The organism is Paraburkholderia phosphatilytica (assembly GCF_003443895.1).
Lineage (GTDB): Bacteria > Pseudomonadota > Gammaproteobacteria > Burkholderiales > Burkholderiaceae > Paraburkholderia > Paraburkholderia phosphatilytica.
In genome coordinates, this window is sequence record NZ_QQOA01000003.1 from 270,785 (window position 1) to 294,503 (window position 23,719).

Sequence of the window (23,719 nt, forward strand, 5' to 3'; positions counted from 1 at the left end):
TCTGGAGAAGGAGTCTCATCGTGTTCCGCCATTCCGCTGTTTTGTCCGCCATCCGTCAAGGTCGACGCCGCGCACTGCGCGCGATCGCCGCGCTGCTGACGGTTGCCGGCGCATCCGTCGCAGTCCTCGCCGCCGGCACGCTGCCCGCCCACGCACAGCAAACCGCGATCTGCTATAACTGCCCGCCCGAATGGGCCGACTGGGCGAGCCAGATCAAGGCGATCCAGGAAAAGACCGGCATTCGCGTGCCGTTCGACAACAAGAACTCCGGCCAGGCGATCGCGCAGCTGATGGCCGAACAGAAGAGCCCGGTCGCCGACGTCGTGTATCTCGGCGTGTCGTCCGCGTTCCAGGCGAAGGACAAGGGCGTGATCCAGCCGTACAAGCCCGCGCACTGGGACGACATTCCCGCGGGCCTGAAAGACCCGCAGGGCTACTGGTTCGCGATCCACTCGGGCACGCTCGGCTTCTTCGTCAACAAGGACGCGCTCGAAGGCAAGCCCGTGCCGCGTTCGTGGGCCGACCTGCTGAAACCTGAATACAAAGGGATGATCGGCTACCTCGATCCGTCGAGCGCATTCGTCGGTTATGCGGGCGCGGTCGCGGTGAACCAGGCGCTTGGCGGCTCGTTCGACAATTTCAAGCCCGCGCTCGACTGGTTCGCGAAACTGAAAGCGAACCAGCCGATCGTGCCGAAGCAGACCGCTTACGCGCGCGTGCTGTCGGGCGAGATCCCGATCCTGCTCGACTACGACTTCGACGCGTACCGCGCGAAGTACAAGGATCACGCGAACGTCGAGTTCGTGATTCCGCAGGAAGGCACGATTTCGGTGCCCTACGTGATGAGCCTCGTGAAGGGCGCGCCGCATCAGGCGAACGGCGAGAAGGTGCTGGATTTCGTGCTGTCCGACGAAGGCCAGAAGCTGTGGGCGAACGCGTATCTGCGTCCGGTGCGCGCGAACGCGATGAGCCCGGAGCTCGCGGCGAAGTTCCTGCCGGCAAGCGACTACGCCCGCGCGAAAACCATCGACTTCGCGAAGATGGCTGGCAGCCAGCAGGCGTTCGGCGAGCAGTATCTGCAGGTGATGCATTGAACGACGTGACCTTCCCGCTGCGCTGGCGGGTCGCGCTGATCGCGCCGGCGCTCGCGCTCTTCTGCGCGTTCTGGCTGCTGCCGATGGGTGCACTCGTCGGCGTCAGCGCGAACGGTCACCCGTTCGATACTTACCGCGCGCTGCTCGCGAATCCGCGCTACATGACGAGCCTGTTCGCGACCGTCGTGCTGTCTGCGGCGGTCACCGCGGCGACGCTCATGCTCTCGCTGATCGCGGGCCTGCTGCTCGCGCGCCGCGAATTTCCCGGCAAGCGTCTGCTGCTCGCGCTGCTGACGTTTCCGCTCGCGTTTCCGGGCGTCGTGGTCGGCTTCATGGTGATCATGCTCGCGGGGCGTCAGGGGCTGATCGGCGCGCTGTCGCTGAAGCTCACCGGCGACAAGTGGGTGTTCGCGTATTCGATGGCGGGCCTCTTCATCGGCTACCTGTACTTCTCGATTCCGCGCGTGATCGTTACGGTGATGGCGTCCGCGAGCAAGCTCGACCTCTCGCTGGAAGAAGCGGCGCGTTCGCTCGGCGCGTCGCCGTGGCAGATCCTGCGCGACATCGTGCTGCCGGCGCTATCGCCGGGGCTGATCGCGGCCGGCGCGATCTGCTTCGCGACCTCGATGGGCGCATTCGGCACCGCATTCACGCTCGCCACCGACATCGACGTCCTGCCGATGACCATCTACACCGAATTCACGCTGAACGCGAACATGGTCACGGCCGCGGGCCTCTCCATCGTGCTCGGCATCGTCACCTGGGCCGTGCTCGCGTTCGCGCGCAGCGTCACCGGTTCCGCCGTTGCCGCGAGCGCCTGACGATGAACCGCCTCGCCTCTCCTTCCAACGGCACGAGCGATCCGCACGAACCGCACGCTGCGCCGCTGCAACCCACGCGGCGAGCGCCGTTCGCGCCGGGCCGCACGCTGCTCGTCGCGGGCCAGTGGTTCGTGACGCTGCTGCTATGCGCGTTCCTGATCGTGCCGGTCGTGATGTCGATACTCGCGGGCCTCACAGTCAACTACTTCCGCGGCATCGCGAGCGGCCTCACGCTGCGCTGGCTCGTCGAAGTGTGGACGCAGTATCACGACTCCGTGTTCCTGTCGCTCGAAGTCGCCGCGTTGACGCTCGCGATCACGCTCGTCACCGGCGTGCCGGCGGGCTACGTGCTCGCGCGCAGCAAGACGCGCCTGTCGCGCATCGTCGAAGAATTTCTCGTGCTGCCGATCGCGCTGCCCGGTCTCGCATCGGCGCTCGCGCTGCTCGTCGTGTACGACGGCTTCACGTGGTTCCGGATGAGCGTGCTGTTCATCGTCGTGGGCCACGTGGTGTTCACGCTGCCGTTCATGGTGCGCGCGGTCGCCGCCGTGTGCGCGAGCGTCGACCTGCGCACGCTCGAAGAAGGCGCAGCGAGCCTCGGTGCGGGCTTCTTCAAGCGCTTCGTCACGATCGTGCTGCCGAACGTGCGCCCCGGCATCGTCGCGGGCGCGCTCGCCGTGGTGACGTTATCGATCGGCGAGTTCAACCTGACGTGGATGCTGCACACGCCCGACACGAAGACGCTGCCCGTCGGTCTCGCCGACACCTACGCGTCGCTGCGCATCGAAGTGGGCAGCGCATACACGATCCTATTCTTCATCATGACGATGCCGCTCCTCGTCGCGATGCAATGGCTCGGCGTCGATGCGACGGGCCAGCGCCGCGTCGCCTCCGCAGGCAAAACCGCATCGCCAGTGAAACAACAGCTGAAGCAGAAACCATGACCGTCATTCATCTCGCATCCGTACCCGTCACGCTCACGCGCTGCGCGAAGACGTTTCGCGGCACCCGCGTGCTCGAACCGCTCGACCTCACGATCGGCGCGGGCGAAACGCTCGTGCTGCTCGGCCCGTCCGGCTGCGGCAAGACCACCACGCTGCGCATGATCGCGGGACTCGAATCGCCGGATGCGGGCGGCCGCATCGCATTCGGCGACGAGGACGTCACCCTGCTTCCGATCGAGCGACGCGAAGTCGGCATGGTGTTCCAGAGCTACGCGCTGTTTCCGAACCTCACCGTGCGCGGCAACGTCGGCTATGGCTTGAAGATCCGCAAGATCGCGCCGAACGTTGCGCGCGAACGCGTCGACGAACTGCTCGCGATGATGCGGCTCACCGAGCACGCCGACAAACCCATCGACCAGCTCTCCGGCGGTCAACGTCAACGCGTCGCGCTCGCGCGCGCCCTCGCGCCGCAACCGCGCGTACTGCTGCTCGACGAACCGCTGACCGCGCTCGACGCACGTCTGCGCGACACGTTGCGCAGCGAAATGAATACGCTGCTGCGCGGGCTCGGCGTGACGACCGTCTACGTGACGCACGACCAGGCGGAAGCGATGGAGCTTGGCGACCGCATCGTCGTGATGAGCGCGGGGCGCATCGAGCAGATCGGCACGCCGCGCGACATCTACTACCGACCCGCGAACCGCACCGTCGCGCAGTTCGTCGGCACGCTGAACCGGATCGTGGGAGACTGGCGCGAAGGCCGCTTCACGACGCTCGGCGGCGCGGTCGCAACATCCGCGAGCGAAGCGCATCTGCGCGGCGCAGGCGAACTGTTCTTCCGTCCCGAGGACGCGTCGCTCGTCGATCCGGCCAACGCGCAACTGCGCGGCACCGTCGAGCACGCAGCGTTTCTCGGCGAGCGTACGCGGCTCACGATCGGCGGCGCGGCGCCCGATGCGCTCTTCATCGACGTGGCCGGCCGGGTCGAACTCGCGCGCGGCACGCCCGTCGGCATGTCGATCGCGCCGGATGCGCTGATCGCACTCGCGTGACCCATTGCTGACCTATCGCACGACCAAGGACCCCCGATGCTGCTAGCCCAGATCAGCGACCTGCATATCAAGCGCCCCGGCGCGCTCGCGTATCGTCGCGTCGACACCGCCGCGTTTCTTGCGCGCTGCGTTGCTCGGCTCAATGCGCTCGATCCGCGCCCGGACGCGGTGCTCGTCACCGGCGACCTCGTCGATCACGGCGCGCCCGAGGAATACGAGCACCTGAAGTCACTGCTCGCGCCGCTCGAAATTCCCGCGTACCTGATGGTCGGCAATCACGATGCACGCGATGCATTGCGCCACGTGTTCAGCGAGCGCGCGGAACTGGCCGCCGGCGGCGACTTCGTGAACTACACCGCGGACATCGGCCCCGTGCGGCTGATCGCGCTCGATTCGATGGTGCCGGGCGCAAGCGGCGGCACCCTGTGCGACGCGCGGCTCGCATGGCTCGCGGAAGAACTGCAGGCCACCGCCGCCAGCCAGCAACCCGTCGTCATCGGGCTGCATCATCCGCCGTTCGTGTCGGGCATCGGGCATATGGACGCGGCGCGCCTCGATCCCCGCGCATCGGCGAAGTTCGCGGCGCTGCTCGCGCAGTATCCGAACGTGGAGCGCGTGATCTGCGGGCACGTGCATCGCACGATGTTCGTGCGCTTCGGCGGCACGATTGCGACCGCCGCGCCGTCGCCCGCGCATCAGGTCGCGCTCGATCTGCGCGACGATGCGCCCTCCGCGTTCCGCATGGAGCCGCCCGGTTTCCTGCTGCATCGCTACACGCCGGAGGAAGGCTTCGTTACGCACCATGCGTATGTCGACGAAGCGGACGGCCCGTATCCGTTCTACGAGCCGGAAGGCAAGCTGATCGATTGAGCGATTGAGCGTGTGATCACGCGCGGGCGCCGGCTGCAAAACCAGGCGCCCGCCGCCCCGCCAGCAGGAACGGACCGCCTCCGGTATCATCGGCACGCTCAACGCCACTTCGCGTCGGCGCGTCCGACCCACGTTTCCATGTCTTCATCCGATGCCGCAACGACCGCCGAATCCGGCCAGTCGCTGCGCGGGCTTTTGCTGTTGCTCGCGACGATTGCCGGTGTCGCCGTCGCCAACATCTACTACAACCAGCCGCTGCTCGACGCGTTCCGCCAGTCGTTTCCGCAGAGCGCGCAGTGGATCGGCGCGGTGCCCGCCTCCACGCAGCTCGGCTACGCGGTCGGCATGCTGCTGCTCGCGCCGCTCGGCGACCGCTTCGACCGGCGCCGGCTGATTCTGCTGCAGATCGTCGGCATCTGCATCGCGCTCGTGTTCGCCGCGAGCGCGCAGTCGCTCGCCGTGCTGGCCATCGCGAGTCTTGCGATCGGCATTCTCGCGACCATCGCGCAGCAAGCGGTGCCGTTCGCGGCGGAACTCGCGCCACCCGCGCAGCGCGGTCACGCGGTCGGCACCGTGATGAGCGGCCTGCTGCTCGGCATCCTGCTCGCGCGAACCGCCGCGGGTTTCGTCGCGCAGTATTTCGGCTGGCGTTCGGTGTTCGCCGCGTCCGTCGTCGCGCTGCTCGCGATGGCGGTCGTCGTGATCATGCGGCTGCCGCGCAGCAAGCCGACCTCGACGCTGCCGTACACGCAGCTGCTCGGCTCGATGTGGCATCTCGCGGTCGAATTGCGCGGGCTGCGCGAAGCGTCGATGACGGGCGCCGCGTTGTTCGCCGCGTTCAGCCTGTTCTGGTCGGTGCTGACGCTGCTGCTTGCGGGCGCGCCGTTTCATCTCGGGCCGCAGGCGGCAGGCCTGTTCGGTATCGTCGGCGCGGCGGGCGCGCTCGCGGCGCCCCTTGCCGGCAAGTCCGCCGACCGCCGCGGGCCACGCGCGGTGATCACGCTGTCCGTTGCGCTGGTGGCGATCGCGTTCGTGGTGTTCGCACTGTCGGGCCGCAGCATTGCGGGTCTCGTGATCGGCGTGATCGTGCTCGACATCGGCGTGCAGGCCGCGCAGATCTCGAACCAGTCGCGCATCTACGCGCTGAAGCCCGAAGCGCGCAGCCGCGTGAACACAGTGTTCATGGTGTGCTATTTCATCGGCGGCGCGCTGGGTTCCGCGGTCGGTGCGATCACGTGGCACGCGTTCGGCTGGATCGGCGCCTGCGTGGCCGGCCTGCTGTTCGCGCTGCTGGCGGGATGGGTGCACTGGCGCCAACGTCCGCACGCCGCGGCCGCCGCCACCTCGTAACGGTTTCAACGCGCATTCAGCGCAGCGCCCCGCGCTGCTGCGCGTAGTCGTGCAGCGCATCGATCACGCGGTCGAACTCGAACGATTTGTCGTAGAAGTGGCGCACGCCGTACTGCGCGCAACGCTCGCGATACGCGGGCAGTGCGTGATTGGTCAGCACCGCGGCGAACATCGATTCGGTCAGGCCGCGCTGCTGCAGATACGCGAGCACGGGCACCGACGAGCCGCGCTTCAGCTGCAGATCGACGATCACCGCGTCGAACGCTTCGGCCGCGAGCAGCGCGATCGCTTCGTCGGCCGTTTCCGTTTGCGCCGCCACCCGCAGCGCGCCCGATGCATCGATCGCATCGACGAGACTGCGGCGGATCAACGCCGAATCCTCGATCAACAGCACCCGCAATGGCGCGAGTGCCGCTGAGTCATGCACTGGATTCGGGTTCGGCTCGCTCATCGGACTTCCGTCGCTCTCCGTGCGTTACGTCTCACTGGATCAGGCCGTTCTTGATCGCGTAGTACGTCAGATCGGCATTGTTCGCGAGCCGCATTTTCTCCAGCACGCGCGCGCGATAGGTGCTCACGGTCTTCACGGACAGATGCAGCTCGTCCGCGATGTCGGTCGGAATCTGCCCGGCCGCGAGCTTGCAGAAGATCTGGAACTCGCGCCCGGACAACTGCTCGTGCGGCTTGCCGGCGTCGGGGCGGTCGAGGCCGTCGGCGAGCGCATCCACCACCGTCTCCGACAGATACCGGTGGCCGCGCGCGACCGCGCGAATGGCACGGATGATGTCCTCCGGCTCGCAATCCTTGTTCAGATAGCCGCTAGCGCCCGCGCGCAGCAGGTTGATCGCGTACTGGCTTTCGGGAAAGCCCGACAGGATCAGCACGTTCTGCCCGGGACGCACCTGCTTGATCACGCGCAGCGTATCGACGCCGTTCTTGTCGGGCATCGCGATGTCGAGCATCACGACGTCGAACGCCTGCTCGCGCACGAGCCGGATCGTTTCGTCGCCGGTCGATGCTTCGGCGGCCACGCACATGTCGGGCTCGTCGGCGACGAACTGCCTGAAGCCGCCCCGCACGATCGCGTGGTCGTCCACTATCAGCACTCGGATCATCGGCTTCGTTCGCCTCGCAAGTGAAAGCGCCGAACGCGCGGGCGGTGTGCGCAGCGCGAGCCGCTCACTCACGGCCCTGCATCAGGTCCGCCATGTCGTCCGCGTGCTCTTCCTCCACCTCCAGAATCTCTTCGAAGAGGCGGCGGGTCGTGACGTCCTTGTCGCCCAGGTAACGGATGATCTCGCGATACGTGTCGATCGCGATGCGCTCCGCGATCAGGTTCTCGCGAATCATGCCCGTGAGGTCGCCGCCCTCCTTGTATTCGGAGTGCGAGCGCGTGGCGAGGCCCTTCGGCTCGAAGTCCGGCTCGCCGCCCAGCTGCACGATGCGCTCGGCGAGACGGTCGGCGTGATCCTGCTCTTCGGCCGCGTGCTGCGCGAACTCCTGCGCGACCGCTTCCGAATTGATGCCTTTCGCCATGTAGAAATGTCGCTTGTAGCGCAGCACGCAGACGATCTCGGTCGCGAGCGAATCGTTCAGGAGCTTGATGACCGTTTCGCGGTCCGCGCCGTACGACTCGGTGACCGGACCGTCCTGCATATGCTGGCGCGCCTGCGCGCGAATCTTTTCGACGTCCATCACGAACGAACCGGACGAATGGGATGATTTCGACATTGAGGGGCTCCTTGTTTGCATGGCGATCCACCGATCGCGGAAAAATCGTGCGACGCGCCGGCAGACGCCGCGCGTCGCATGCTCGTCTTCGCTAGGTGCGGAACACGCCGAGCAGCAGCGTCACCACGAACACGACCAGGAACAGATAGAACAGGATCTTCGCGATTTCGGCCGCGCCGGCCGCGATGCCGGTAAAGCCGAACACCGCCGCGATGATCGCGATCACGAAGAACACCAGTGCGTAGTGCAGCATGACCCTTCCTCCCTGACAGGTTGATCGAGCCGTCGAACCCGCGCCCGTGGCCCATCGCCTGCATTTCGCATGACGAATGGACGCGCCGAACCGCTAGTCGACGATCTTTTTCGTGACGAAGAAACCGATCGCAAGGAACACGATGCACAGGATCAGGAACAGCACGAACAGGAACTTCGCGATCGCCGCTGCGCCCGCCGCGACGCCGGTAAAGCCGAGCAGGCCGGCAATGACGGCGACCACGGCAAAGAAGAGTGCCCATTTCAGCATGACCGTTACCTCCACGTATCGGGTTCGTCTGCTCACATCGTAGTGAGACGGTTGTGTGCCGGCATTCCGGCGCGCTCCGGTTTTCGTGTGGGAATCCACCGACAGGCGCTTACAGCAGGGCTACGCGCCCGGCTGCGCGCCCGGGCTGCGCGCCGTCTTTGCGGTGTCGCAAACGGCGCGCCAGGGCTCGCACCAGCATTCGCGAACCCTGAACGGGCGCTACACTGGGGCCCATGACAGGGAGACGCGAGGAGACGCGCGCGTGAAAATCGCGGCACGGATCAACGACTGGATGCATACCCGAAGCTGGGCGATCGCGATGACCGTCGCGATCGTGATCACGGTCGGCGGTCTGGTGATTCTCGAGACGGCGCGCGAACGTGTCGCCGCGGAATACGAAGCGGCGCTTGGCGCGCGCGGCGTCGCGACGCGGCTCGCGGCAATCGCCGCGAATCTCGCGCAGCTCGACGCGCTGGAAAGCGCGTTCATGCTGCACCAGCAGGACACCACCGCGAACGCTTACTGCAGCGCCGCGGCGCGCATCCGCGCCGCGCTGCCATCGCTCGATGCGTACTACCGGCGCGAAGCCGACAGCGCAACGCTCGCGAGCTTCGCGCAGGTCGAGGCGCAGCTCGACGCGCGCATTGCCACCGGCCGCAGCGCGCTGCAGCTCGCGGCACCGCATCCGCTCGACCTCGCCGCGTGCGGCGCCGGCTCGTCGGTGCAGCCGGCCGATACCGCGCTGATCGACAGCATGCTCGCGCTGTTGCGCGACACCGAGGAGCGCCGCGCGCAGACCGCGCTCGACGCGAGCCGCAACGACCAGCACATCGCCACGTTCTGCGCACTGGCGCTGTCGGCGCTCAACATCGTGCTGTTCATCCTGCTGTTCCGCAATCTCGGCATCCAGATCGAGCGGCAGGCGCGCGTGCAACGACAATTGATTACACAGCAGGAAGAGCTCGATCAACTCGTGGACGAACGCACGCGCCAGCTCGAAGCGCTCGGCTGGCACCTGCAGGCAGTCAGCGAAAACGAGAAGACGCAACTGGCGCGCGAACTGCACGACGAACTCGGCGCGATCCTGACCGCGAGCCGGATGGATGTTGCGTGGGCGAACCGGCGGCTGCGCGAACGCGAGCCGGAGATCGCGGACAAGCTCGCCCGCGCGCTCGCGACCCTTGACGAAGGGATCGCGCTCAAACGCCGCATTATCGAAGACATGCGCCCGACGGTGCTGTCGAACTTTGGGCTCGTCACCGCGCTGCGCACGCTCGCGGACGAAGCCGCGCAGCGCAACGGCTGGACGCTCGACCTGCATCTGCCCGACGACGACGTGAAGCTCGACGAGCAGATCGAGATCGCGCTCTTTCGCGTCGCGCAGGAGTCGCTGACGAATGCGGCGAAATACGCGTGCGCATCGCGGCTCACGATCCGCCTGGACGTGGGCGAGCAGCACGTCGAACTCGATCTCGCGGACAACGGCATCGGCATCCTGCCCGGCGACCTGAAGCGCACCCACACGCATGGCCTGCTCGGCATGCGGCAACGCGTGGCCGCGCGCGGCGGCCGCTTCGACATCCGTCGCGGCGAGCACGGCGGCACGACAATCCGCGTCGCGATGCCGAACCTGCGGCCTGCCACGCCCGCCACGCCCGCGCCGGACGCGGAGTCGCTCGAAGGCTGAATGCGGCTTGCCGCGTTGCATGCCGCGAGCGCGCGATGCGCCATTGCGTATGCCACCTGTAGGAGCCCGCCGACACGCCGGCACGCGCGCCGCCTACAGCAGAATCGCGCGCCCTCCGACAGCCCCGCGCCGCGCCGCTGGCTACGATGGAACCAGACCGGCGCGACTGTGTTCACGGCCAGCCGGACACCCCCGGCAGCGCGCCGGGACGTGACAGATCAAGGGAGAACAGCCATGACCCGAATCATCGCTCTGCTGTTGCTGGCGAGCACCACGTTGCTCGTTGCCTGCAATACCGTCGCAGGCGCAGGCCAGGATATCTCGAAGGGCGGCAACGCGATCACCAACTCGGCGGAGAAGCATTCCGACTAAGTTTCGCTGGGTAGCAGCACCCGCCCCTCGCACAACGAACGGCCGCATCGCGTGGCCGTTTTGCGTGGCGCGCGCAGCACACAGCCGCCCGACTAGAACGATTCCTCAGCGTAGGCGCCGCGCATCGCGGTGTATCGTTCCAGGCGTCCCGACATCACAAGGCGGCTGCATGGCTTACCCCAACCTGCTCGCGGAGCTGGACCTGGGCTTCACCAAACTCAGGAACCGCGTCGTCATGGGTTCGATGCATACCGGCATGGAAGACCGGTTCTGGCATTACCCGAAGCTCGCGACCTACTTCCGCGAGCGGGCGCGCGGCGGCGTCGGCCTGATCGTCACGGGCGGCATTTCGCCGAACCGCGAAGGATGGCTGTTGCCGTTCGGCGGCACGCTGAACTCGGTCTTCGATCTGCGCAATCACCGGCTCGTCACCGATGCGGTTCATGACGAAGGCGGCAAGATCGCGCTGCAGATCCTGCATGCGGGCCGCTATGGGTACCAGCCGTTCGTCGTCTCGGCGTCCGCGATCCGCTCGCCGATCTCGCGCTTCAAGCCGCGCGAACTCACCGTCGCCGGCATTGCCCGGACGGTGCGCGCGTACGCCCGCTGCGCACGGCTCGCGCAGCGCGCCGATTACGACGGCGTCGAGATCATGGGCAGCGAAGGCTATCTGATCAACCAGTTCCTGTGCCCGCGCACGAACCGCCACACCGATGGCTACGGCGGCAGCATCGACAACCGGCTACGCTTCGCGCGCGAGATCGTCGAAGCGGTGCGCGCCGCGTGCGGCGAGCACTTCATCATCGTGTACCGGATGTCGCTGATCGATCTCGTCGACGGCGGCAATACCTGGGACGAAACACTGCAGCTCGCGCATGCGCTCGAAGCGGCCGGCGTCACGATGTTCAACACCGGCATCGGCTGGCACGAGGCGCGCGTGCCGACCATCGTCACGTCGGTGCCGCGCGCGGCATTCGCGCCGCTCGCCGCGCGCCTGAAGGCGGCCGTGAAGGTGCCGGTGATCGTGTCGAACCGCATCAACACGCCGGAGGTCGCCGAGCAGTTGCTGGCCGAAGGCATGGGCGATCTCGTTTCGATGGCCCGACCATTGCTCGCCGATCCCGACTTCGTCGTGAAGGCCGCCGCGAATCGCGCGGACGAAATCAACACCTGCATCGCGTGCAACCAGGCGTGTCTCGACCACACGTTTCAGAACCAGCGCGCAACCTGCCTCGTCAATCCGCGCGCAGGGCGCGAAACCGAGCTCGTCTATCGCCCGCTCGCAGCCGGCGCCGCACCGCGCTCGGTCGCGGTGATCGGCGCGGGACCGGCGGGACTGTCGGCGGCGAGCGTCGCCGCGGCGCGCGGCCATCGCGTGACGCTGTTCGATGCGGCCGACACGATCGGCGGGCAGTTCAACCTCGCGATGCGGATCCCGGGCAAGGAAGAATTCAGCGAGACGATCCGCTACTTCGGCAGCCAGCTCGCGCGGCATGACGTCGAGCTGCGGCTCGGCACGCGCGTCGACGCGGCGCTGCTCGACGGCGGCGCGTACCACGACGTGATCGTCGCGACCGGCATCGTGCCGCGCCGGCCGCGCATCGACGGCATCGACGGGCCCAACGTGCTGTCGTACGTCGACGTGCTGCGCGGCGCGCCGGTCGGGCGACGGGTCGCGGTAATCGGCGCGGGCGGCATCGGCTTCGACGTCAGCGAGTTCCTGCTGCATCGCGCGGGCGATCCGCTGCCGCAGCCGCGCGACGTATGGCTCGACGAATGGGGCGTCGATCTCGACGTGCGCGAGCGCGGCGGATTGAAGCCGCCGCATATCGAGCCAGCGCCGCGCGAAATCTGGCTGCTGCAGCGCAAAGCCGGCAAACCCGGCGCCGGGCTCGGCAAGACTTCGGGCTGGGTTCATCGCAGCGTGCTCGCGCGTCATGGCGTGAAGATGCTCGGCGGCGTGACCTATCGCGAGGTCAGCGCCCGCGGTCTCAGGATCGAGCGCGGCGGCGTGGAGGAATGGCTGGAAGTGGACACCGTCGTGGTGTGCGCCGGGCAGGAGTCGCTGCGCGACCTGTATCCGCAGGCGCCTCGCGCGGATGCGGGCAAGGCTGCGGCGGCTGCCGCGGTGTCGCGGGTATCGTCGGGTGGCGTGGAGACGCGATATCACGTGATTGGCGGCGCGGCGCTTGCCACCGAACTCGATGCGAAACGCGCGATACGTGAAGGCGCGGAGTTGGCGGCAAGGTTGTAGCTTGAGCTGCGTGGTGCGCGGCGTGAGCTGCTTGAGCACGTCAGCGTTCGATGCCTTGAAGCCTGCAACTAGCACGGCAAGCTGCGCGGCAACCCAAGCGGCCATCGGCACGCGCAGGTTCAGCGCACCGAACGCGCAAGCTCAACGTGCAGACCCAACCCGCGCGTTCAATCCGCCCGGGCCGCCACGCGCCGCCGGTCGAAATAGAACGACAGCCCGACGCTCGCGAGGATCAGCCCGGTGGCGATCACCGTCCATCGCGTGACCGGCTCGCCGAGCAGCAGCGCGCCGATCGCGACCGCGACGATCGGATTCACGTACATGCAGCTGCTCGCGATGATCGGGCTCGTGTGACGAATCAGGTAACCGTACGCGACGTACGCGGCCATCGTGCCGATCAGCACGAGATACAGGAACGCGAACGCGGGGCCGAACGCCAGATCGCTCATCCGCTCGCCGAGCAGCCACGCGAGCAGGGTCGAAAGGCCGCCGCCCAGCCCGACCTGCAGCGATGTCGACATGAACAGGTCGGACGGCATTCTGAGCCGCCCGGCCAGATGCGCGCCGCCCGCCCAGAACAGCGCGCCGCCGAGAATCGCGAGCGTGCCGCCCGCCGAACTCGCGGACGAATCGCCGTGATTGAGCGCGACGATGCCGACCAGCCCCAGCGCAACGGCGCTCCACTCCGCCTTCGTGATCTGCCGCCCCGCCACCGCCGCGATCACGGTCGCGAACAGCGGCACGGTGGCCACCATCACCGCGGCCATGCCGGTGCCGACGGTCCGCATGCCGAACGCGAGCAGGCCGCTCGACAGCCCGACCAGCATCGTGCCGACCATCGCCGCGTTGCGCACTTCGAGCAGCGTCGGCCATGCGTTGGGCTTGCGGCGAACCGCGAACACGAAGAGGCCGATGCCCGCGAAAAGGTTGCGCAAGCCGGACAGCAACAGCGGCGGAAACGAGCCGAGCGCGACGTGCACGCCCATGTAGGTCGAGCCCCACACGAAATACACGACCGCGAGCGACAGCGCGACGCGGCCGCTGCGGGTCTTCGGCAGACGGATCGGGAACCGGCGCGGCAGACGGTCGAAAAACGGCGAGTTCATCGGCGCGGCCCGCCTGCAACGACAGGAGCCGCGGAGAAACCGGTGGCGGGAAAGCGGGTGGCAGGGATGCGGCGCGGGCGCAGCAAACGGACTGCACGCAGGCGAGCGAAGCGGAACGACATGATGATGCGGGGAGCAGGAAGAAACGGAGTGCCGGGCGCCCCGCGCGGCGGGACGAAGCGCGGCGGCTGACCGGCTCTCGCCGGCGCCTGTTTCGCGCTTCGCAGCATTATGCAGGAAGGAGACCGAAAGCTTGTGGAACCGCGCGCTCCGATGCGCGATGGTGTTGTGTTTCCGTCAGTGCTTGCGGCGGTGTTTCTGTCAGTGGCAGGCGCCTGGTTCGATGGGAAGCTCGGCGGCCTGCTCGACCTCGCCGGTCGACGCGCGTTCCACGAACGCGACGACACCGAAGCGCGCGGCCTCGCCGGCAGCGGGCGCGCTGGCGTTGGCGTTGGCATTGGCACCAGCGTCCGCGGCGAGCTTCACCGCCTGTGCGATGCGCGCCTGACCGTCGACAATCGGCACCGGCCCGATCCATTGCCGCACCACCCGCTCGTGATGCAGCGTCGCGCCCCGGTTCTCGCCGGCCTTCACCTGCGACACGAGCGCGTTCTCGTATACCGCGACATAGGCCTGCCAGTCGCGCGGTGTCGGTGCCTGGGTTTGCGTCGACGTCTGCACCGGTCTGCGGCTCACGAAGCGCGCGTCGATCACGAGATCTCCGGCGCCTTGCGGAGCAAGCGTGATCGTAATGTCTGCCGGTGAAGGCTCGGCGACGATCTCCCGCACGCGCGCCGCGAAGCTCGCGGGGTTCGACCAGCTGCGCATCTCGCGGCCACCGACGAACACTTCGGGCGTGTACACGACGTGGCCGCCCGCGAGCTCGGTCAGCGTCTGCTGGCGCTCGGTGAAGCGGTGCTGCGCGAAGCGGTCGGTCCAGCCGAGGCCATCCCAGTAGTCGACGTGCAGCGCGAGCGGCACGATCCCCTGCTGCAGCGCGCCGTGTTTCCACTGGCCGAGCCAGTCGTCGGCGGGTGGGCAGTCGTTGCAGCCTTCGCTGCTGTAAAGCTCGACGAGCGCGACGCGATGGTCCGTGCTGTGCGCCGTGCACTGCGGCGCGGCCTGCGCGACTGCGGCCTGGCCGATACAGACGAACGCGGCCAGCAGCGCGAACGTGCCGCCTGCGCGGCGGCTCAAATTGCGCAGGCGGCCGGACACCACGACCCAGGGTGAGCCACAAAACAGACAAAACGGCTTCGGCATGACGAACTCCCGGCAGGACACTGCACGTTGGTCGCAATGCGGCCGCGGCAATGACAGTGTGAGCCGGAATTTTTCGCGACGCCTGCCCGGGTTGCTCCGGTGGACGAGCGCCGGTCAGTTGTAGCTGACCACCACCGTGACGGGCGCCGTCGGCCGCACCGCGCCGGTCGCGGGTCCGAGCGACAGCACGCCGCCCCGCGCGCCGACGTGATACGCGCCGGTACGGTCGGCAGCCACTGCACGACCGGTCGCATCGGCAAAGCGTCCCGCAACCTCGTGCTGCGCGAGCCCCGCGGGCGAAGTCACTGCGACTGTAGCCTGCGGCTCGCCGCCCGGCGGCGTCGCGAACGTGACGGACGCGCTCGGACCCGACGCATTCGCGCGCGTCGCGAACGCGCCGCCCACCGGCGTCGCCGCGCCCGACTGCACGCCGATGTCGAACGGCGGCGCGACGATCGCGCCCGTGAACGTGATCGTGCCGCCGATCGGCGCCGCAACCGCGCCGCTGCTGGCCGCGAGGACTCTGCCCGAGGTGAACGCGCTGCTACACGCGATGGCCGCGAACGCGAGCCCGACGGCCAACCTCGACGCGACGCCGCCGCGCAAAGTGCCAATGACGCCGAACGATGCTTCCGGCGAACCGAACGATGCTTCCTGCGAAAGCTGAATGCGTTTTGAAATCAAGATGGTCTCCTCCGTGCGACTGAACCCGACCGCCGCGCTGTCACGCTGACACGGCGTCGGCTTGCCGGCCCGCCAGCGGGCCGCCCAGACCACGCAACGCGGACTGTCGCGACGGGTGCCATCGCCTCAAGGAGCGAGAAACCACCGCAATACGACAATTCGCAAAATGCGCGATTCGCAATTGAATATAGCCACAGTCGCGTGCGGAAAATTCAGATTTTGCGGCAGGCTCCATCGATCATTGACGGTTTCGTCGTCAATCCGGCGGTTCGATCCTATTTTCGAGATAAGTTGCCAGACGGCGTCGCGCCGGTGTATCGTGTCGCTGCTAACGCGGGGGTCCTGCGTGGCATGGCGTCAACAGCGCCGTGCGCGTGGGTGAGAAATACCCTTTGAACCTGATCTGGATAATGCCAGCGCAGGGAAGCGTACGGGCTTCGCCACCTGCCACACCTCTTCCGAAGCCCGACTCACTTCCATTTCATCTCCTGCTTAGTCGCCGTCTCGCCGAGAAGACGCGCGGATCTGTCGCCCCATATCTGGAGATGCCGTATGAATGCCAATCCGAAGTTCATTTCCGCCAACGCGCACGTCGACGCGGCCGCGGTCGCACCGCTGCCGAATTCCCGCAAGGTCTACGTGACGGGATCGCAGCCCGACCTCCGCGTGCCGATGCGTGAGATCACGCAGGCCGACACGCCGACCGGCTTCGGAGGCGAAACGAATCCGCCGGTCTACGTGTACGACACGTCCGGCCCGTACACCGATCCGGAAGCAAACATCGACATCCGCTCGGGCCTGCCGGCGCTGCGCCAGCGCTGGATCGAGGCGCGCGGCGACACGCAGTCGCTCGACGGTCTGTCGAGCCAGTTCGGCCGCGAGCGCGCCGCCGACGCGGCCACCGCCGAGCTGCGCTTCCCCGGCCTGCACCGCACGCCGCGCCGCGCGGTCGCCGGGCGCAACGTCACGCAGATGCACTACGCGCGTCAGGGCATCATCACGCCGGAGATGGAGTTCATCGCGATCCGCGAAAACCAGCGTCGCGCCGAGTACCTCGAGAGCCTCAAAGCGAGCGGTCCGAACGGCGCGAAGCTCGCGACGATGATGGGCCGCCAGCACCCGGGCCAGGCGTTCGGCGCCGCCGCGTTCGGTGGAAATGCCGCGAAGGAGATCACGCCCGAATTCGTGCGCGAGGAAGTGGCGCGCGGCCGCGCGATCATCCCCGCGAACATCAATCACCCGGAATCGGAGCCGATGATCATCGGCCGCAACTTCCTCGTGAAGGTGAACGCGAACATCGGCAACTCGGCGGTGACCTCCTCCATCGGCGAAGAGGTCGACAAGATGACGTGGGCGATCCGCTGGGGCGGCGACACGGTGATGGATCTGTCCACCGGCAAGCACATTCATGAAACGCGGGAATGGATCATCCGCAATTCGCCGGTGCCGATCGGCACGGTGCCGATCTACCAGGCGCTCGAAAAGGTGAACGGCCGTGCCGAAGACCTGACGTGGGAGATCTTCCGCGACACGCTGATCGAGCAGGCCGAACAGGGCGTCGACTACTTCACGATCCACGCGGGCGTGCTGCTGCGCTACGTGCCGCTGACCGCGAACCGGATGACGGGCATCGTGTCGCGCGGCGGCTCGATCATGGCGAAGTGGTGTCTCGCGCATCACAAGGAAAGCTTCCTGTACGAGCATTTCGAAGAGATCTGCGAAATCATGAAGGCCTACGACGTGAGCTTCTCGCTCGGCGACGGCCTGCGCCCCGGCTCGATCTACGACGCGAACGACGAAGCGCAGCTGGGCGAGCTGAAGACGCTCGGCGAGCTCACGCAGATCGCGTGGAAGCACGACGTGCAGACGATGATCGAAGGTCCGGGCCACGTGCCGATGCAGCTGATCAAGGAAAACATGGACCTGCAGCTGCAATGGTGCGACGAGGCGCCGTTCTACACGCTCGGGCCGCTCACCACCGACATCGCGCCGGGCTACGATCACATCACGTCGGGTATCGGCGCGGCGATGATCGGCTGGTTCGGCACCGCGATGCTCTGCTACGTGACGCCGAAGGAGCACCTCGGCCTGCCGAACAAGGACGACGTGAAGGAAGGCATCATCACGTACAAGCTCGCGGCGCACGCGGCCGATCTGGCGAAGGGTCATCCGGGCGCGCAGGTGCGCGACAACGCGTTGAGCAAGGCGCGCTTCGAGTTCCGCTGGGAAGACCAGTTCAACCTCGGTCTCGACCCGGACAAGGCACGCGAATTCCACGACGAAACGCTGCCGAAGGATTCGGCGAAGGTCGCGCACTTCTGCTCGATGTGCGGCCCGCACTTCTGCTCGATGAAGATCACCCAGGACGTACGCGACTTCGCAGCGAAGCAGGGCGTGACCGACGACGAAGCGCTGAAGAAAGGCATGGAAGTGAAGGCCGTCGAGTTCGTGAAGCAAGGCTCGGAGATCTATCAGCGGCAGTAAGCCGCCACGACCGGCTGGGTGGCCGGCGTTCGCGCCGGCCGCGTGGCGCCGCACCGCTCGATCGCTTCGAAGCCCGTCCGCCGGTCCCCCGGCGCGGCGGGCTTTTTCACGTGGGCAGCCAGCTGCAACAGACGGAAACATCGAAGCCCGCGAAGCGCGTCCGCCTGTAACCTGGCGCGCCGCGCTTCGGCGTATGCTGGTTCGATCCACACCGCGCCCATCGCCGCGCGGGGCAAGACTGGAGAGCGAGCCATGAAGATCCGCCTGACCGATCGAAACGCGCCGCCGCGCATCGCCCTTCCCCGTGCGTCATGGACGGCCGCGGCCGTCGCGCTGCTGGCGCTGTCGGGGTGCTATTACTATCCGTACGGCTACTACCCGTACGGTTATTCGCCGTACACCACGACGACCGTTGCGGCGTCATCGACTCGCGTCGTCACCCCGGTCGACAACGCATCGCCTTATGCGCCGCCGCGCGGCGTGCAACCGCCCCCGCCCGTTGCGACGCAGACTTACGTCGCGCCAGCGCAGGCTCCGGTCTACGCGATGTCGAACTACTACAACTATCCGGCCTACTCCGCGTGGCCCGCGTATTACGACGCCTGGCCCGGCTGGTGGGGCGGCTGGGGCTGGGGCGGCGGCTGGTGCTGCGGCGCCGTAGGCGTCGGCTTCCATTGGGGCGGCGGCCACGGTCACTGGCATCGCTGAGCAGCACCCGTCGCGCCTGTCCCGCCCGGTCCGTCCCGCGTAGTTTCCCCGCTTGACGCCGGGCGCGGTCCCTCTATGCTGACGAATGTCATAAACGCTGAAATCAGCCCGTCTCGACAGCTGTACGTTGTCCGCGCGGTCAGCTTTATCGGACGCCTCGTCCCGCCTCCGCGCATGCCGTTCGCCGCACCACCGGCGCATCCGGGTCCATCGGGGCAGCAAGACATCGGGCTCCTGCGCCGTTTCGAATCATCGGGTCGACCCGCCTCATGGCGAGTGCGCCGTTTCGAACAATAAACGCATCGCAGGAGACACCATGTTCCATCAGCTACTCACGCCGATCGGCAATTCCCTGTTGCTATCTTTCATCGTGGCCGCGCTGCCGATCATCACCGTGCTCGCGCTGCTCGGCTGGCTGCGACGGCCCGCGTGGCAGGCGTCGCTCGCCGGCCTCGTGGTCGGGCTCGTCGTCGCGATCGTCGGCTGGCAGTTTCCGGTCGGCCTCGCGATCGACTCGGTCGCCGCGGGCGTCGTCTTCGCGATCTGGCCGGTCATGTGGATCGTGTTCACCGCGATCCTGCTCTACAACATCGCGCAGCGCACCGAGCGCTTCGCCGCGTTCCGCATGTGGATGGTCGACAATCTGCCGAACGACCGCCGTATCGTGCTGGTGGTGGTCGGCTTCTCGTTCGGCGCGCTGCTCGAAGGCATTTCCGGCTTCGGCACACCAGTCGCGATCACCAGTTCGCTTCTGATCCTGCTCGGCTTCCCGACGCTCGAGGCGCTCACCTTCACGCTGATCTTCAACACGGCGCCGGTGGCCTTCGGCGCATTGGGCGTGCCGATCACCGTGCTCGGCGCGGTCACCCACCTGCCGCCCGACGCGCTCGCGAAGATGGTCGGCCGGCAGCTGCCGTTCTTTGCGTTCGCGCTGCCGTTCTACGTGATCGCGGTGTACGCGGGCGTGCGCAACATGCTGAAGATCTGGCCGGTGCTGCTCGTCGCCGGTTTGAGCTTCGCGCTCACGCAGTTCGTCGCGTCCAACTACGTGAACTACAGCCTCACCGACGTGCTGTCGTCGCTCGTGTCGCTGATCGTGACGATCGGCTTCCTGCGCGTGTGGAAGCCCGTGGCGGACCCGGCGTTCGCGATCAACATCGATCGCGTGAACGAGGTGCGCGGCAAGATCGGCGGCGGCCAGGGCTGGTACCCGTGGCTGATCGTGTCGGTGGTCGTGATCGTGTGGACCGTCGCGAAGATCTTCGCGATCGGCGACGTCAAGGTGCCGTGGCCGGGTCTCGACAAGGCCGTGTACATCACGCTGTACAACACGCCGTACGGCGCGATCTGGGACTTCCAGCCGCTCGCGACGGGCACTGCGATCCTCGTCGCGTGCATCATCACGGGCTTCGTCACGCGCATCAGCGTCCGCGAGTTCGGCTGCGCGATCGTCGACACGTGGGTGCAGACGCGCATCGCGATCCTGACCGTCGCGACGATCGTCGGTCTCGCGTACCTGATGAACTACTCGGGCCTCAACTACACGCTGGGCCTCGGGGTCGCGTCGGTCGGCTCGGTCTTTCCGCTGGTGTCGGCGTTCCTCGGCTGGGTCGCGGTGTTCCTGTCGGGCAGCGATACGTCGGGCAATGCGCTGTTCGGCAACCTGCAGGTGGTCGCCGCGAAGCAGCTGAACCTGAACCCGGTGCTGATGGCCGCGACCAATTCGTCGGGCGGCGTGATGGGCAAGATGATCTCGCCGCAGAACATCTCGACCGGCGTCGCGACGACCGAGCTCAAGGGCAAGGAAGGTTACGTGTTCGCGAAGACCTTCAAGCACTCGATCCTGCTGACCGTGGTGCTCGGCGTGCTCGTGTGGCTGCAGCAGCACGTGCTGACGGGGATGATCCCGCACTGAGCGCGCGGTTTGAGCGCGCACAAAAAATAGCCCGCGCTCCACTTGGGGAGCGCGGGCGAAACCGTCGCCCTACGAGGATAGGCGACGGGGCCACCGGAACCCGCGGCGGGCTGCCTGCTGCTGCGTCTCAACCGGCCGCGGGCGTGCTTCGGGCATGACGCCGCCTCACTCGAGGCGGCGCCCGTCATCGTCGATCAGGAACATGCGAGTAGTCGGCCGGGAGGCTGCGCCAGGCTTGATCTGGCGTGCCTTCCCCGCGTTGACGGCCTGTTCGGTGCACGGTTTAAAGCACCGAACATGCCAAGGTCGAAAATTGCGGACGATGCCCCGCAACTCGTTGATCTCAATGGAATCAGCTGATTCGCCAGGCAGTTCGAAGCGCTGCTGGCCGAAACGTTACGGGTAACGTCACGGGCGACGTCACGTTACGTCGGTCACCGGCGGACCGGCCAGCCGCGGCGGCGCTCGAAACGCTGGCGGCGCGGCGCGCGCCGTTCGTCGTTCTGCGTGGACAGGACCGCGCCGCACAGCAACGCCAGCACGATCAAGCTCACGGCCCACATCCAGTAAGGAATCATCAGGTCGGACACGGTCGCCTCCGTCGCGAACGGGCGTTTGAGCCCTGTATTCGCAAAGTAGCAAGACATGCGCCCGGCCCAGGCGCGATGGATGGGTCCGATGGTTGCGGCGCACCATGAAAAAAACCCGCCTGTCGCGACCGACAGGCGGGTTTCAGAGGAAGCAGCGAAGCGGCTCGCGGCCGCCCGCGATCAGTGCAGCTGGTCGATCACGAGCGCCATGATTTCGCGCGCCGGACGCGACGTGTCGACCTTGCCGCTGTCGTCGACCACCGCGATGCGGGTCTGCTGCTGCGTCACCGCGCGCACGTTCACACGATAGGTCTTCGCGACCTTCTCCTTGCGGCCGTGGAACACCTGGTTCCAGAAGCCCTGCTCGGCCGAGGTCATGTCCTGCGGGTCCACGTAGCGCACGAAGTAGATGCCGCGCTGGCGGTCGCGGTCGTCCACCGTGAAGTTGCTGCGATCGAGCGCGATGCCCACGCGCACCCACGCGCGGTCGTACGGCTCGCCGAGCGTGAGTTCGTCCTGCGTGTATTGCGCCGACGTGTTGCCGCCCGGGCCGGACGGCGGCGGCGTCTGCGCGCTGAGCACGACGTTCTGCGCGGCCGTTGCGGCCGCAGCCGATTTCTGGCTCGCGCTCGCGGCTGCCGCCGGAGCCGTCTGCGCGCCGGCAGGCGACAGGCCGGCCGCGTCGGCCGTCATGTCGCCACGCGACTGCGCGGTCCCGATCGACACTTCGAGGCGCTTCAGGTATTCGGTTTCGAGTGCCGGATCGTTCGGCTTCGGCACCCACGTGCTGCTGTCGTTGTTCGTGCCGTTCAGCTGTTCGGTCAGGCCTTTCTGGCTGATGAACACGTACGTGCCGCCGTTCGGCGCCGCTTCCAGACGCGTGCGGTACTTGTTGCGTTCGGCCGTGGTGTACGAATTGCCCATCGCCTTCTGCAGCGTGTTGCGGATCAGGCCTTCGTTGATCTGCGGGTGGGTTTCGTTCCAGTCGGTTTCCATCACGTGCTGGTCGCGCTGGTCGACCACCAGCAGGAAGCCCTGCTCCTGCCAGAAGCGGCGCACCTGGGGCCAGACATCGTCCGGCGAACGGTTGTCGATCACGAGCCAGCTTTCGGTGCCGTCGCGCTGGATGTGCATGCCTGCCACGGCTGGCAGCACCGGATTGCCGGCGGGCGCGGCCTGCTGCGTCTGTTGCAGCGTGGACAGCGAGGCCTGGCCGCCCTGCGGCGGCAGCGAACGCTGATCCGACGCTTCATCGAGCAGGTTCGGCGGCACGGCCAGCGAGGCCTGCTTGGACTTCTGGTCGCTCCGGTAGTCGATTTTGGTGGGCGACGACGTACCGCAGCCGGCGACCAGGCCGCCTGCCAACAGCATGACGGCAAGCCGCGAGGTGAGACGAAGATCAGTCATGTTCGGGGAATCCTTCCACTAGGCCACGGCAGTTTCCATGGATCAACCCGCTATTTTACCGATGCCGGGAGGCGCTGTGCAAAAACCGCGGAGTCGGGTTACGGCGCGCGTAAGGACCCGCGGCGTCCGTCGCGCGTGGATTTAACTATTCGCCACCAAGTGCGGAACGCGCGCGGTCCGCGGGAAGTGCGCACAAACGGCTGATTCACAACGACATTTCTATTCACTACCAAGATCTTTCTTAAGCTTGAACGGAAAGTACGGAAGCCTCCGGAGGCATCGGCGCACGCTCCGGTGATATCTTGAAAAACATTCGAATCGCTCCAGCCACCTGCTCCCATCGATGAAAACCGTCCGTCTTTTCGCGTCCTGGGTTTCCGTATTTTATTTCGGCATACTGATTAATCAGGCGTGCGCGCAGCTCGGCGGTTTGGCGCTGCCATCCGCGCCCTATTCGTCAATCCAGTCTGCATCCGCGTCGATACCCGGCGTCGTGCGGCACGCGGCGTTCAACGGCGCCGCCGTCGTCCGCAACGTGATCGATGACGGCGGCACGTCGATCGCCGAGTACGCCGACAGCACGGGCCGCATCTTCGCGTACACGTGGCACGGCCCGACGATGCCCGATCTGCGTGCGCTTCTTGGCGACTATCTCGGCGCGTATCGCGCGGGTGCCAGCGAACAGGCGAGCGCCGCGCCGCTGACGGCGAGCCTGCATGCATCGCGCGTCCAGGCAGGCGACGTGATCGTCGAAACCGGCGGACGGATGCGCGCGTATACCGGCCGCGCGTGGCTGCCCGCCGCGCTGCCGCCCGGCATCACGCCAGCCGACCTGCGCTGAGCCATCCGCACCGACAGGAGAAA

The 23,719-nt window shown here is 67.0% G+C and carries 23 protein-coding genes and 1 riboswitch; of the genes, 13 read left to right on the top strand and 10 right to left on the bottom strand.

The annotated features are described in order from the left end of the window. Window positions 1-41 precede the first annotated feature (41 nt). The 6 genes from DVS29_RS04755 (at window position 42) to DVS29_RS04780 (ending at window position 6,131) form a co-directional block, all read left to right on the top strand. A complete protein-coding gene (locus DVS29_RS04755; RefSeq protein ID WP_420816072.1) occupies window positions 42-1,094 on the top strand; it encodes an ABC transporter substrate-binding protein in 1,053 nt (350 codons plus the stop codon). Then, window positions 1,091-1,915 (top strand): ABC transporter permease, encoded by an 825-nt coding sequence (locus tag DVS29_RS04760; protein WP_118179278.1) that lies wholly within the window; start codon window positions 1,091-1,093, stop codon window positions 1,913-1,915. Before DVS29_RS04755 ends, DVS29_RS04760 begins: the two co-directional genes overlap by 4 nt. Window positions 1,916-1,917: 2 nt before the next feature. After that, window positions 1,918-2,859 carry an ABC transporter permease gene (locus DVS29_RS04765; protein WP_420816069.1) on the top strand — a complete coding sequence of 314 codons (942 nt, stop codon included), beginning with the start codon at window positions 1,918-1,920 and terminating at the stop codon, window positions 2,857-2,859. Between the two features lie 5 nt (window positions 2,860-2,864). Continuing rightward, window positions 2,865-3,911: an ABC transporter ATP-binding protein gene (locus tag DVS29_RS04770; RefSeq protein WP_118179380.1), complete on the top strand. Its 1,047-nt coding sequence runs from the start codon at window positions 2,865-2,867 to the stop codon at window positions 3,909-3,911. 36 nt (window positions 3,912-3,947) lie between these two features. After that, on the top strand, window positions 3,948-4,781 hold the full coding sequence (locus DVS29_RS04775) for a phosphodiesterase (RefSeq protein WP_118179279.1): 834 nt from the start codon (window positions 3,948-3,950) through the stop codon (window positions 4,779-4,781). A 138-nt stretch (window positions 4,782-4,919) separates the two neighbouring features. Next, window positions 4,920-6,131: an MFS transporter gene (locus DVS29_RS04780; RefSeq protein ID WP_118179280.1), complete on the top strand. Its 1,212-nt coding sequence runs from the start codon at window positions 4,920-4,922 to the stop codon at window positions 6,129-6,131. Between the two features lie 16 nt (window positions 6,132-6,147). On the opposite strand, the gene DVS29_RS04785 is transcribed toward DVS29_RS04780, so the two are convergent. The 5 genes from DVS29_RS04785 to DVS29_RS04805 all read right to left on the bottom strand — a co-directional run bounded on the left by DVS29_RS04785 (window position 6,148) and on the right by DVS29_RS04805 (window position 8,385). Next, a complete protein-coding gene (locus tag DVS29_RS04785; protein WP_118179281.1) occupies window positions 6,148-6,582 on the bottom strand; it encodes a response regulator in 435 nt (144 codons plus the stop codon). A 31-nt stretch (window positions 6,583-6,613) separates the two neighbouring features. Then, a complete protein-coding gene (locus DVS29_RS04790; protein WP_118179282.1) occupies window positions 6,614-7,246 on the bottom strand; it encodes a response regulator in 633 nt (210 codons plus the stop codon). A 64-nt stretch (window positions 7,247-7,310) separates the two neighbouring features. Further along, window positions 7,311-7,862 carry a ferritin-like domain-containing protein gene (locus tag DVS29_RS04795; protein WP_240655459.1) on the bottom strand — a complete coding sequence of 184 codons (552 nt, stop codon included), beginning with the start codon at window positions 7,860-7,862 and terminating at the stop codon, window positions 7,311-7,313. A 91-nt stretch (window positions 7,863-7,953) separates the two neighbouring features. Beyond that, entirely contained in the window at window positions 7,954-8,115 is a 162-nt protein-coding gene (locus DVS29_RS04800; RefSeq protein ID WP_118179284.1) for a DUF1328 family protein, read from the bottom strand. A gap of 93 nt (window positions 8,116-8,208) precedes the next feature. Further along, window positions 8,209-8,385 carry a DUF1328 domain-containing protein gene (locus tag DVS29_RS04805; RefSeq protein ID WP_118179285.1) on the bottom strand — a complete coding sequence of 59 codons (177 nt, stop codon included), beginning with the start codon at window positions 8,383-8,385 and terminating at the stop codon, window positions 8,209-8,211. Between the two features lie 292 nt (window positions 8,386-8,677). On the opposite strand from DVS29_RS04805, the gene DVS29_RS04810 reads away from it, so the two are divergent. The 3 genes from DVS29_RS04810 (at window position 8,678) to DVS29_RS04820 (ending at window position 12,698) form a co-directional block, all read left to right on the top strand. After that, window positions 8,678-10,072, top strand: coding sequence for a sensor histidine kinase (locus tag DVS29_RS04810; protein WP_118179381.1), 1,395 nt, complete (start codon window positions 8,678-8,680; stop codon window positions 10,070-10,072). A gap of 234 nt (window positions 10,073-10,306) precedes the next feature. After that, window positions 10,307-10,444 (top strand): entericidin A/B family lipoprotein, encoded by a 138-nt coding sequence (locus DVS29_RS04815; RefSeq protein ID WP_118179286.1) that lies wholly within the window; start codon window positions 10,307-10,309, stop codon window positions 10,442-10,444. Window positions 10,445-10,613: 169 nt separating this feature from the next. Beyond that, the gene (locus DVS29_RS04820; RefSeq protein ID WP_118179287.1) at window positions 10,614-12,698 is read left to right on the top strand and encodes an NADPH-dependent 2,4-dienoyl-CoA reductase; all 2,085 of its coding nucleotides are present in this window, start codon (window positions 10,614-10,616) and stop codon (window positions 12,696-12,698) included. Between the two features lie 167 nt (window positions 12,699-12,865). On the opposite strand, the gene DVS29_RS04825 is transcribed toward DVS29_RS04820, so the two are convergent. The 3 genes from DVS29_RS04825 to DVS29_RS04835 form a co-directional block, all read right to left on the bottom strand. Continuing rightward, entirely contained in the window at window positions 12,866-13,804 is a 939-nt protein-coding gene (locus DVS29_RS04825; protein WP_118179288.1) for an EamA family transporter, read from the bottom strand. 321 nt (window positions 13,805-14,125) lie between these two features. Further along, on the bottom strand, window positions 14,126-15,067 hold the full coding sequence (locus DVS29_RS04830; RefSeq protein ID WP_118179289.1) for a DUF1223 domain-containing protein: 942 nt from the start codon (window positions 15,065-15,067) through the stop codon (window positions 14,126-14,128). A gap of 114 nt (window positions 15,068-15,181) precedes the next feature. Then, window positions 15,182-15,751, bottom strand: a complete 570-nt coding sequence (locus DVS29_RS04835; protein ID WP_124800595.1) for a hypothetical protein — start codon at window positions 15,749-15,751, stop codon at window positions 15,182-15,184. A 325-nt stretch (window positions 15,752-16,076) separates the two neighbouring features. After that, window positions 16,077-16,194, top strand: a riboswitch (TPP riboswitch). A gap of 109 nt (window positions 16,195-16,303) precedes the next feature. On the opposite strand from DVS29_RS04835, the gene thiC reads away from it, so the two are divergent. The 3 genes from thiC (at window position 16,304) to DVS29_RS04855 (ending at window position 20,858) form a co-directional block, all read left to right on the top strand. Continuing rightward, on the top strand, window positions 16,304-18,235 hold the full coding sequence (thiC, locus tag DVS29_RS04840; protein WP_118179291.1) for a phosphomethylpyrimidine synthase ThiC: 1,932 nt from the start codon (window positions 16,304-16,306) through the stop codon (window positions 18,233-18,235). A gap of 252 nt (window positions 18,236-18,487) precedes the next feature. Further along, window positions 18,488-18,943, top strand: coding sequence for a hypothetical protein (locus tag DVS29_RS04850; RefSeq protein ID WP_164707842.1), 456 nt, complete (start codon window positions 18,488-18,490; stop codon window positions 18,941-18,943). A gap of 316 nt (window positions 18,944-19,259) precedes the next feature. Continuing rightward, complete coding sequence (locus DVS29_RS04855) at window positions 19,260-20,858, top strand: L-lactate permease (protein WP_118179293.1); 1,599 nt, start codon at window positions 19,260-19,262, stop codon at window positions 20,856-20,858. Between the two features lie 434 nt (window positions 20,859-21,292). On the opposite strand, the gene DVS29_RS37200 is transcribed toward DVS29_RS04855, so the two are convergent. After that, the gene (locus DVS29_RS37200) at window positions 21,293-21,448 is read right to left on the bottom strand and encodes a hypothetical protein (protein ID WP_164707843.1); all 156 of its coding nucleotides are present in this window, start codon (window positions 21,446-21,448) and stop codon (window positions 21,293-21,295) included. Between the two features lie 180 nt (window positions 21,449-21,628). Then, window positions 21,629-22,855, bottom strand: coding sequence for an outer membrane protein assembly factor BamC (bamC, locus tag DVS29_RS04865; RefSeq protein WP_118179295.1), 1,227 nt, complete (start codon window positions 22,853-22,855; stop codon window positions 21,629-21,631). 343 nt (window positions 22,856-23,198) lie between these two features. Between bamC and DVS29_RS04870 the strand changes: the two genes are divergently transcribed. Further along, window positions 23,199-23,696 carry a DUF2844 domain-containing protein gene (locus tag DVS29_RS04870; RefSeq protein WP_118179296.1) on the top strand — a complete coding sequence of 166 codons (498 nt, stop codon included), beginning with the start codon at window positions 23,199-23,201 and terminating at the stop codon, window positions 23,694-23,696. Window positions 23,697-23,719 lie beyond the last annotated feature (23 nt).

Coding starts and splice junctions, on each gene's coding strand:
- DVS29_RS04870 (WP_118179296.1), top strand. CDS start 23,199: ATGAAAACCGTCCGTCTTTTCGCGTCCTGGGTTTCCGTATTTTATTTC.
- DVS29_RS04830 (WP_118179289.1), bottom strand. CDS start 15,067: ATGCCGAAGCCGTTTTGTCTGTTTTGTGGCTCACCCTGGGTCGTGGTG.
- DVS29_RS04780 (WP_118179280.1), top strand. CDS start 4,920: ATGTCTTCATCCGATGCCGCAACGACCGCCGAATCCGGCCAGTCGCTG.
- DVS29_RS04810 (WP_118179381.1), top strand. CDS start 8,678: ATGCATACCCGAAGCTGGGCGATCGCGATGACCGTCGCGATCGTGATC.
- DVS29_RS04855 (WP_118179293.1), top strand. CDS start 19,260: ATGTTCCATCAGCTACTCACGCCGATCGGCAATTCCCTGTTGCTATCT.
- DVS29_RS04820 (WP_118179287.1), top strand. CDS start 10,614: ATGGCTTACCCCAACCTGCTCGCGGAGCTGGACCTGGGCTTCACCAAA.
- DVS29_RS04765 (WP_420816069.1), top strand. CDS start 1,918: ATGAACCGCCTCGCCTCTCCTTCCAACGGCACGAGCGATCCGCACGAA.
- DVS29_RS04795 (WP_240655459.1), bottom strand. CDS start 7,862: ATGTCGAAATCATCCCATTCGTCCGGTTCGTTCGTGATGGACGTCGAA.
- DVS29_RS04850 (WP_164707842.1), top strand. CDS start 18,488: ATGAAGATCCGCCTGACCGATCGAAACGCGCCGCCGCGCATCGCCCTT.
- DVS29_RS04805 (WP_118179285.1), bottom strand. CDS start 8,385: ATGCTGAAATGGGCACTCTTCTTTGCCGTGGTCGCCGTCATTGCCGGC.
- DVS29_RS04785 (WP_118179281.1), bottom strand. CDS start 6,582: ATGAGCGAGCCGAACCCGAATCCAGTGCATGACTCAGCGGCACTCGCG.
- DVS29_RS04800 (WP_118179284.1), bottom strand. CDS start 8,115: ATGCTGCACTACGCACTGGTGTTCTTCGTGATCGCGATCATCGCGGCG.
- DVS29_RS04790 (WP_118179282.1), bottom strand. CDS start 7,246: ATGATCCGAGTGCTGATAGTGGACGACCACGCGATCGTGCGGGGCGGC.
- thiC (WP_118179291.1), top strand. CDS start 16,304: ATGAATGCCAATCCGAAGTTCATTTCCGCCAACGCGCACGTCGACGCG.
- bamC (WP_118179295.1), bottom strand. CDS start 22,855: ATGACTGATCTTCGTCTCACCTCGCGGCTTGCCGTCATGCTGTTGGCA.
- DVS29_RS04775 (WP_118179279.1), top strand. CDS start 3,948: ATGCTGCTAGCCCAGATCAGCGACCTGCATATCAAGCGCCCCGGCGCG.
- DVS29_RS04825 (WP_118179288.1), bottom strand. CDS start 13,804: ATGAACTCGCCGTTTTTCGACCGTCTGCCGCGCCGGTTCCCGATCCGT.
- DVS29_RS04815 (WP_118179286.1), top strand. CDS start 10,307: ATGACCCGAATCATCGCTCTGCTGTTGCTGGCGAGCACCACGTTGCTC.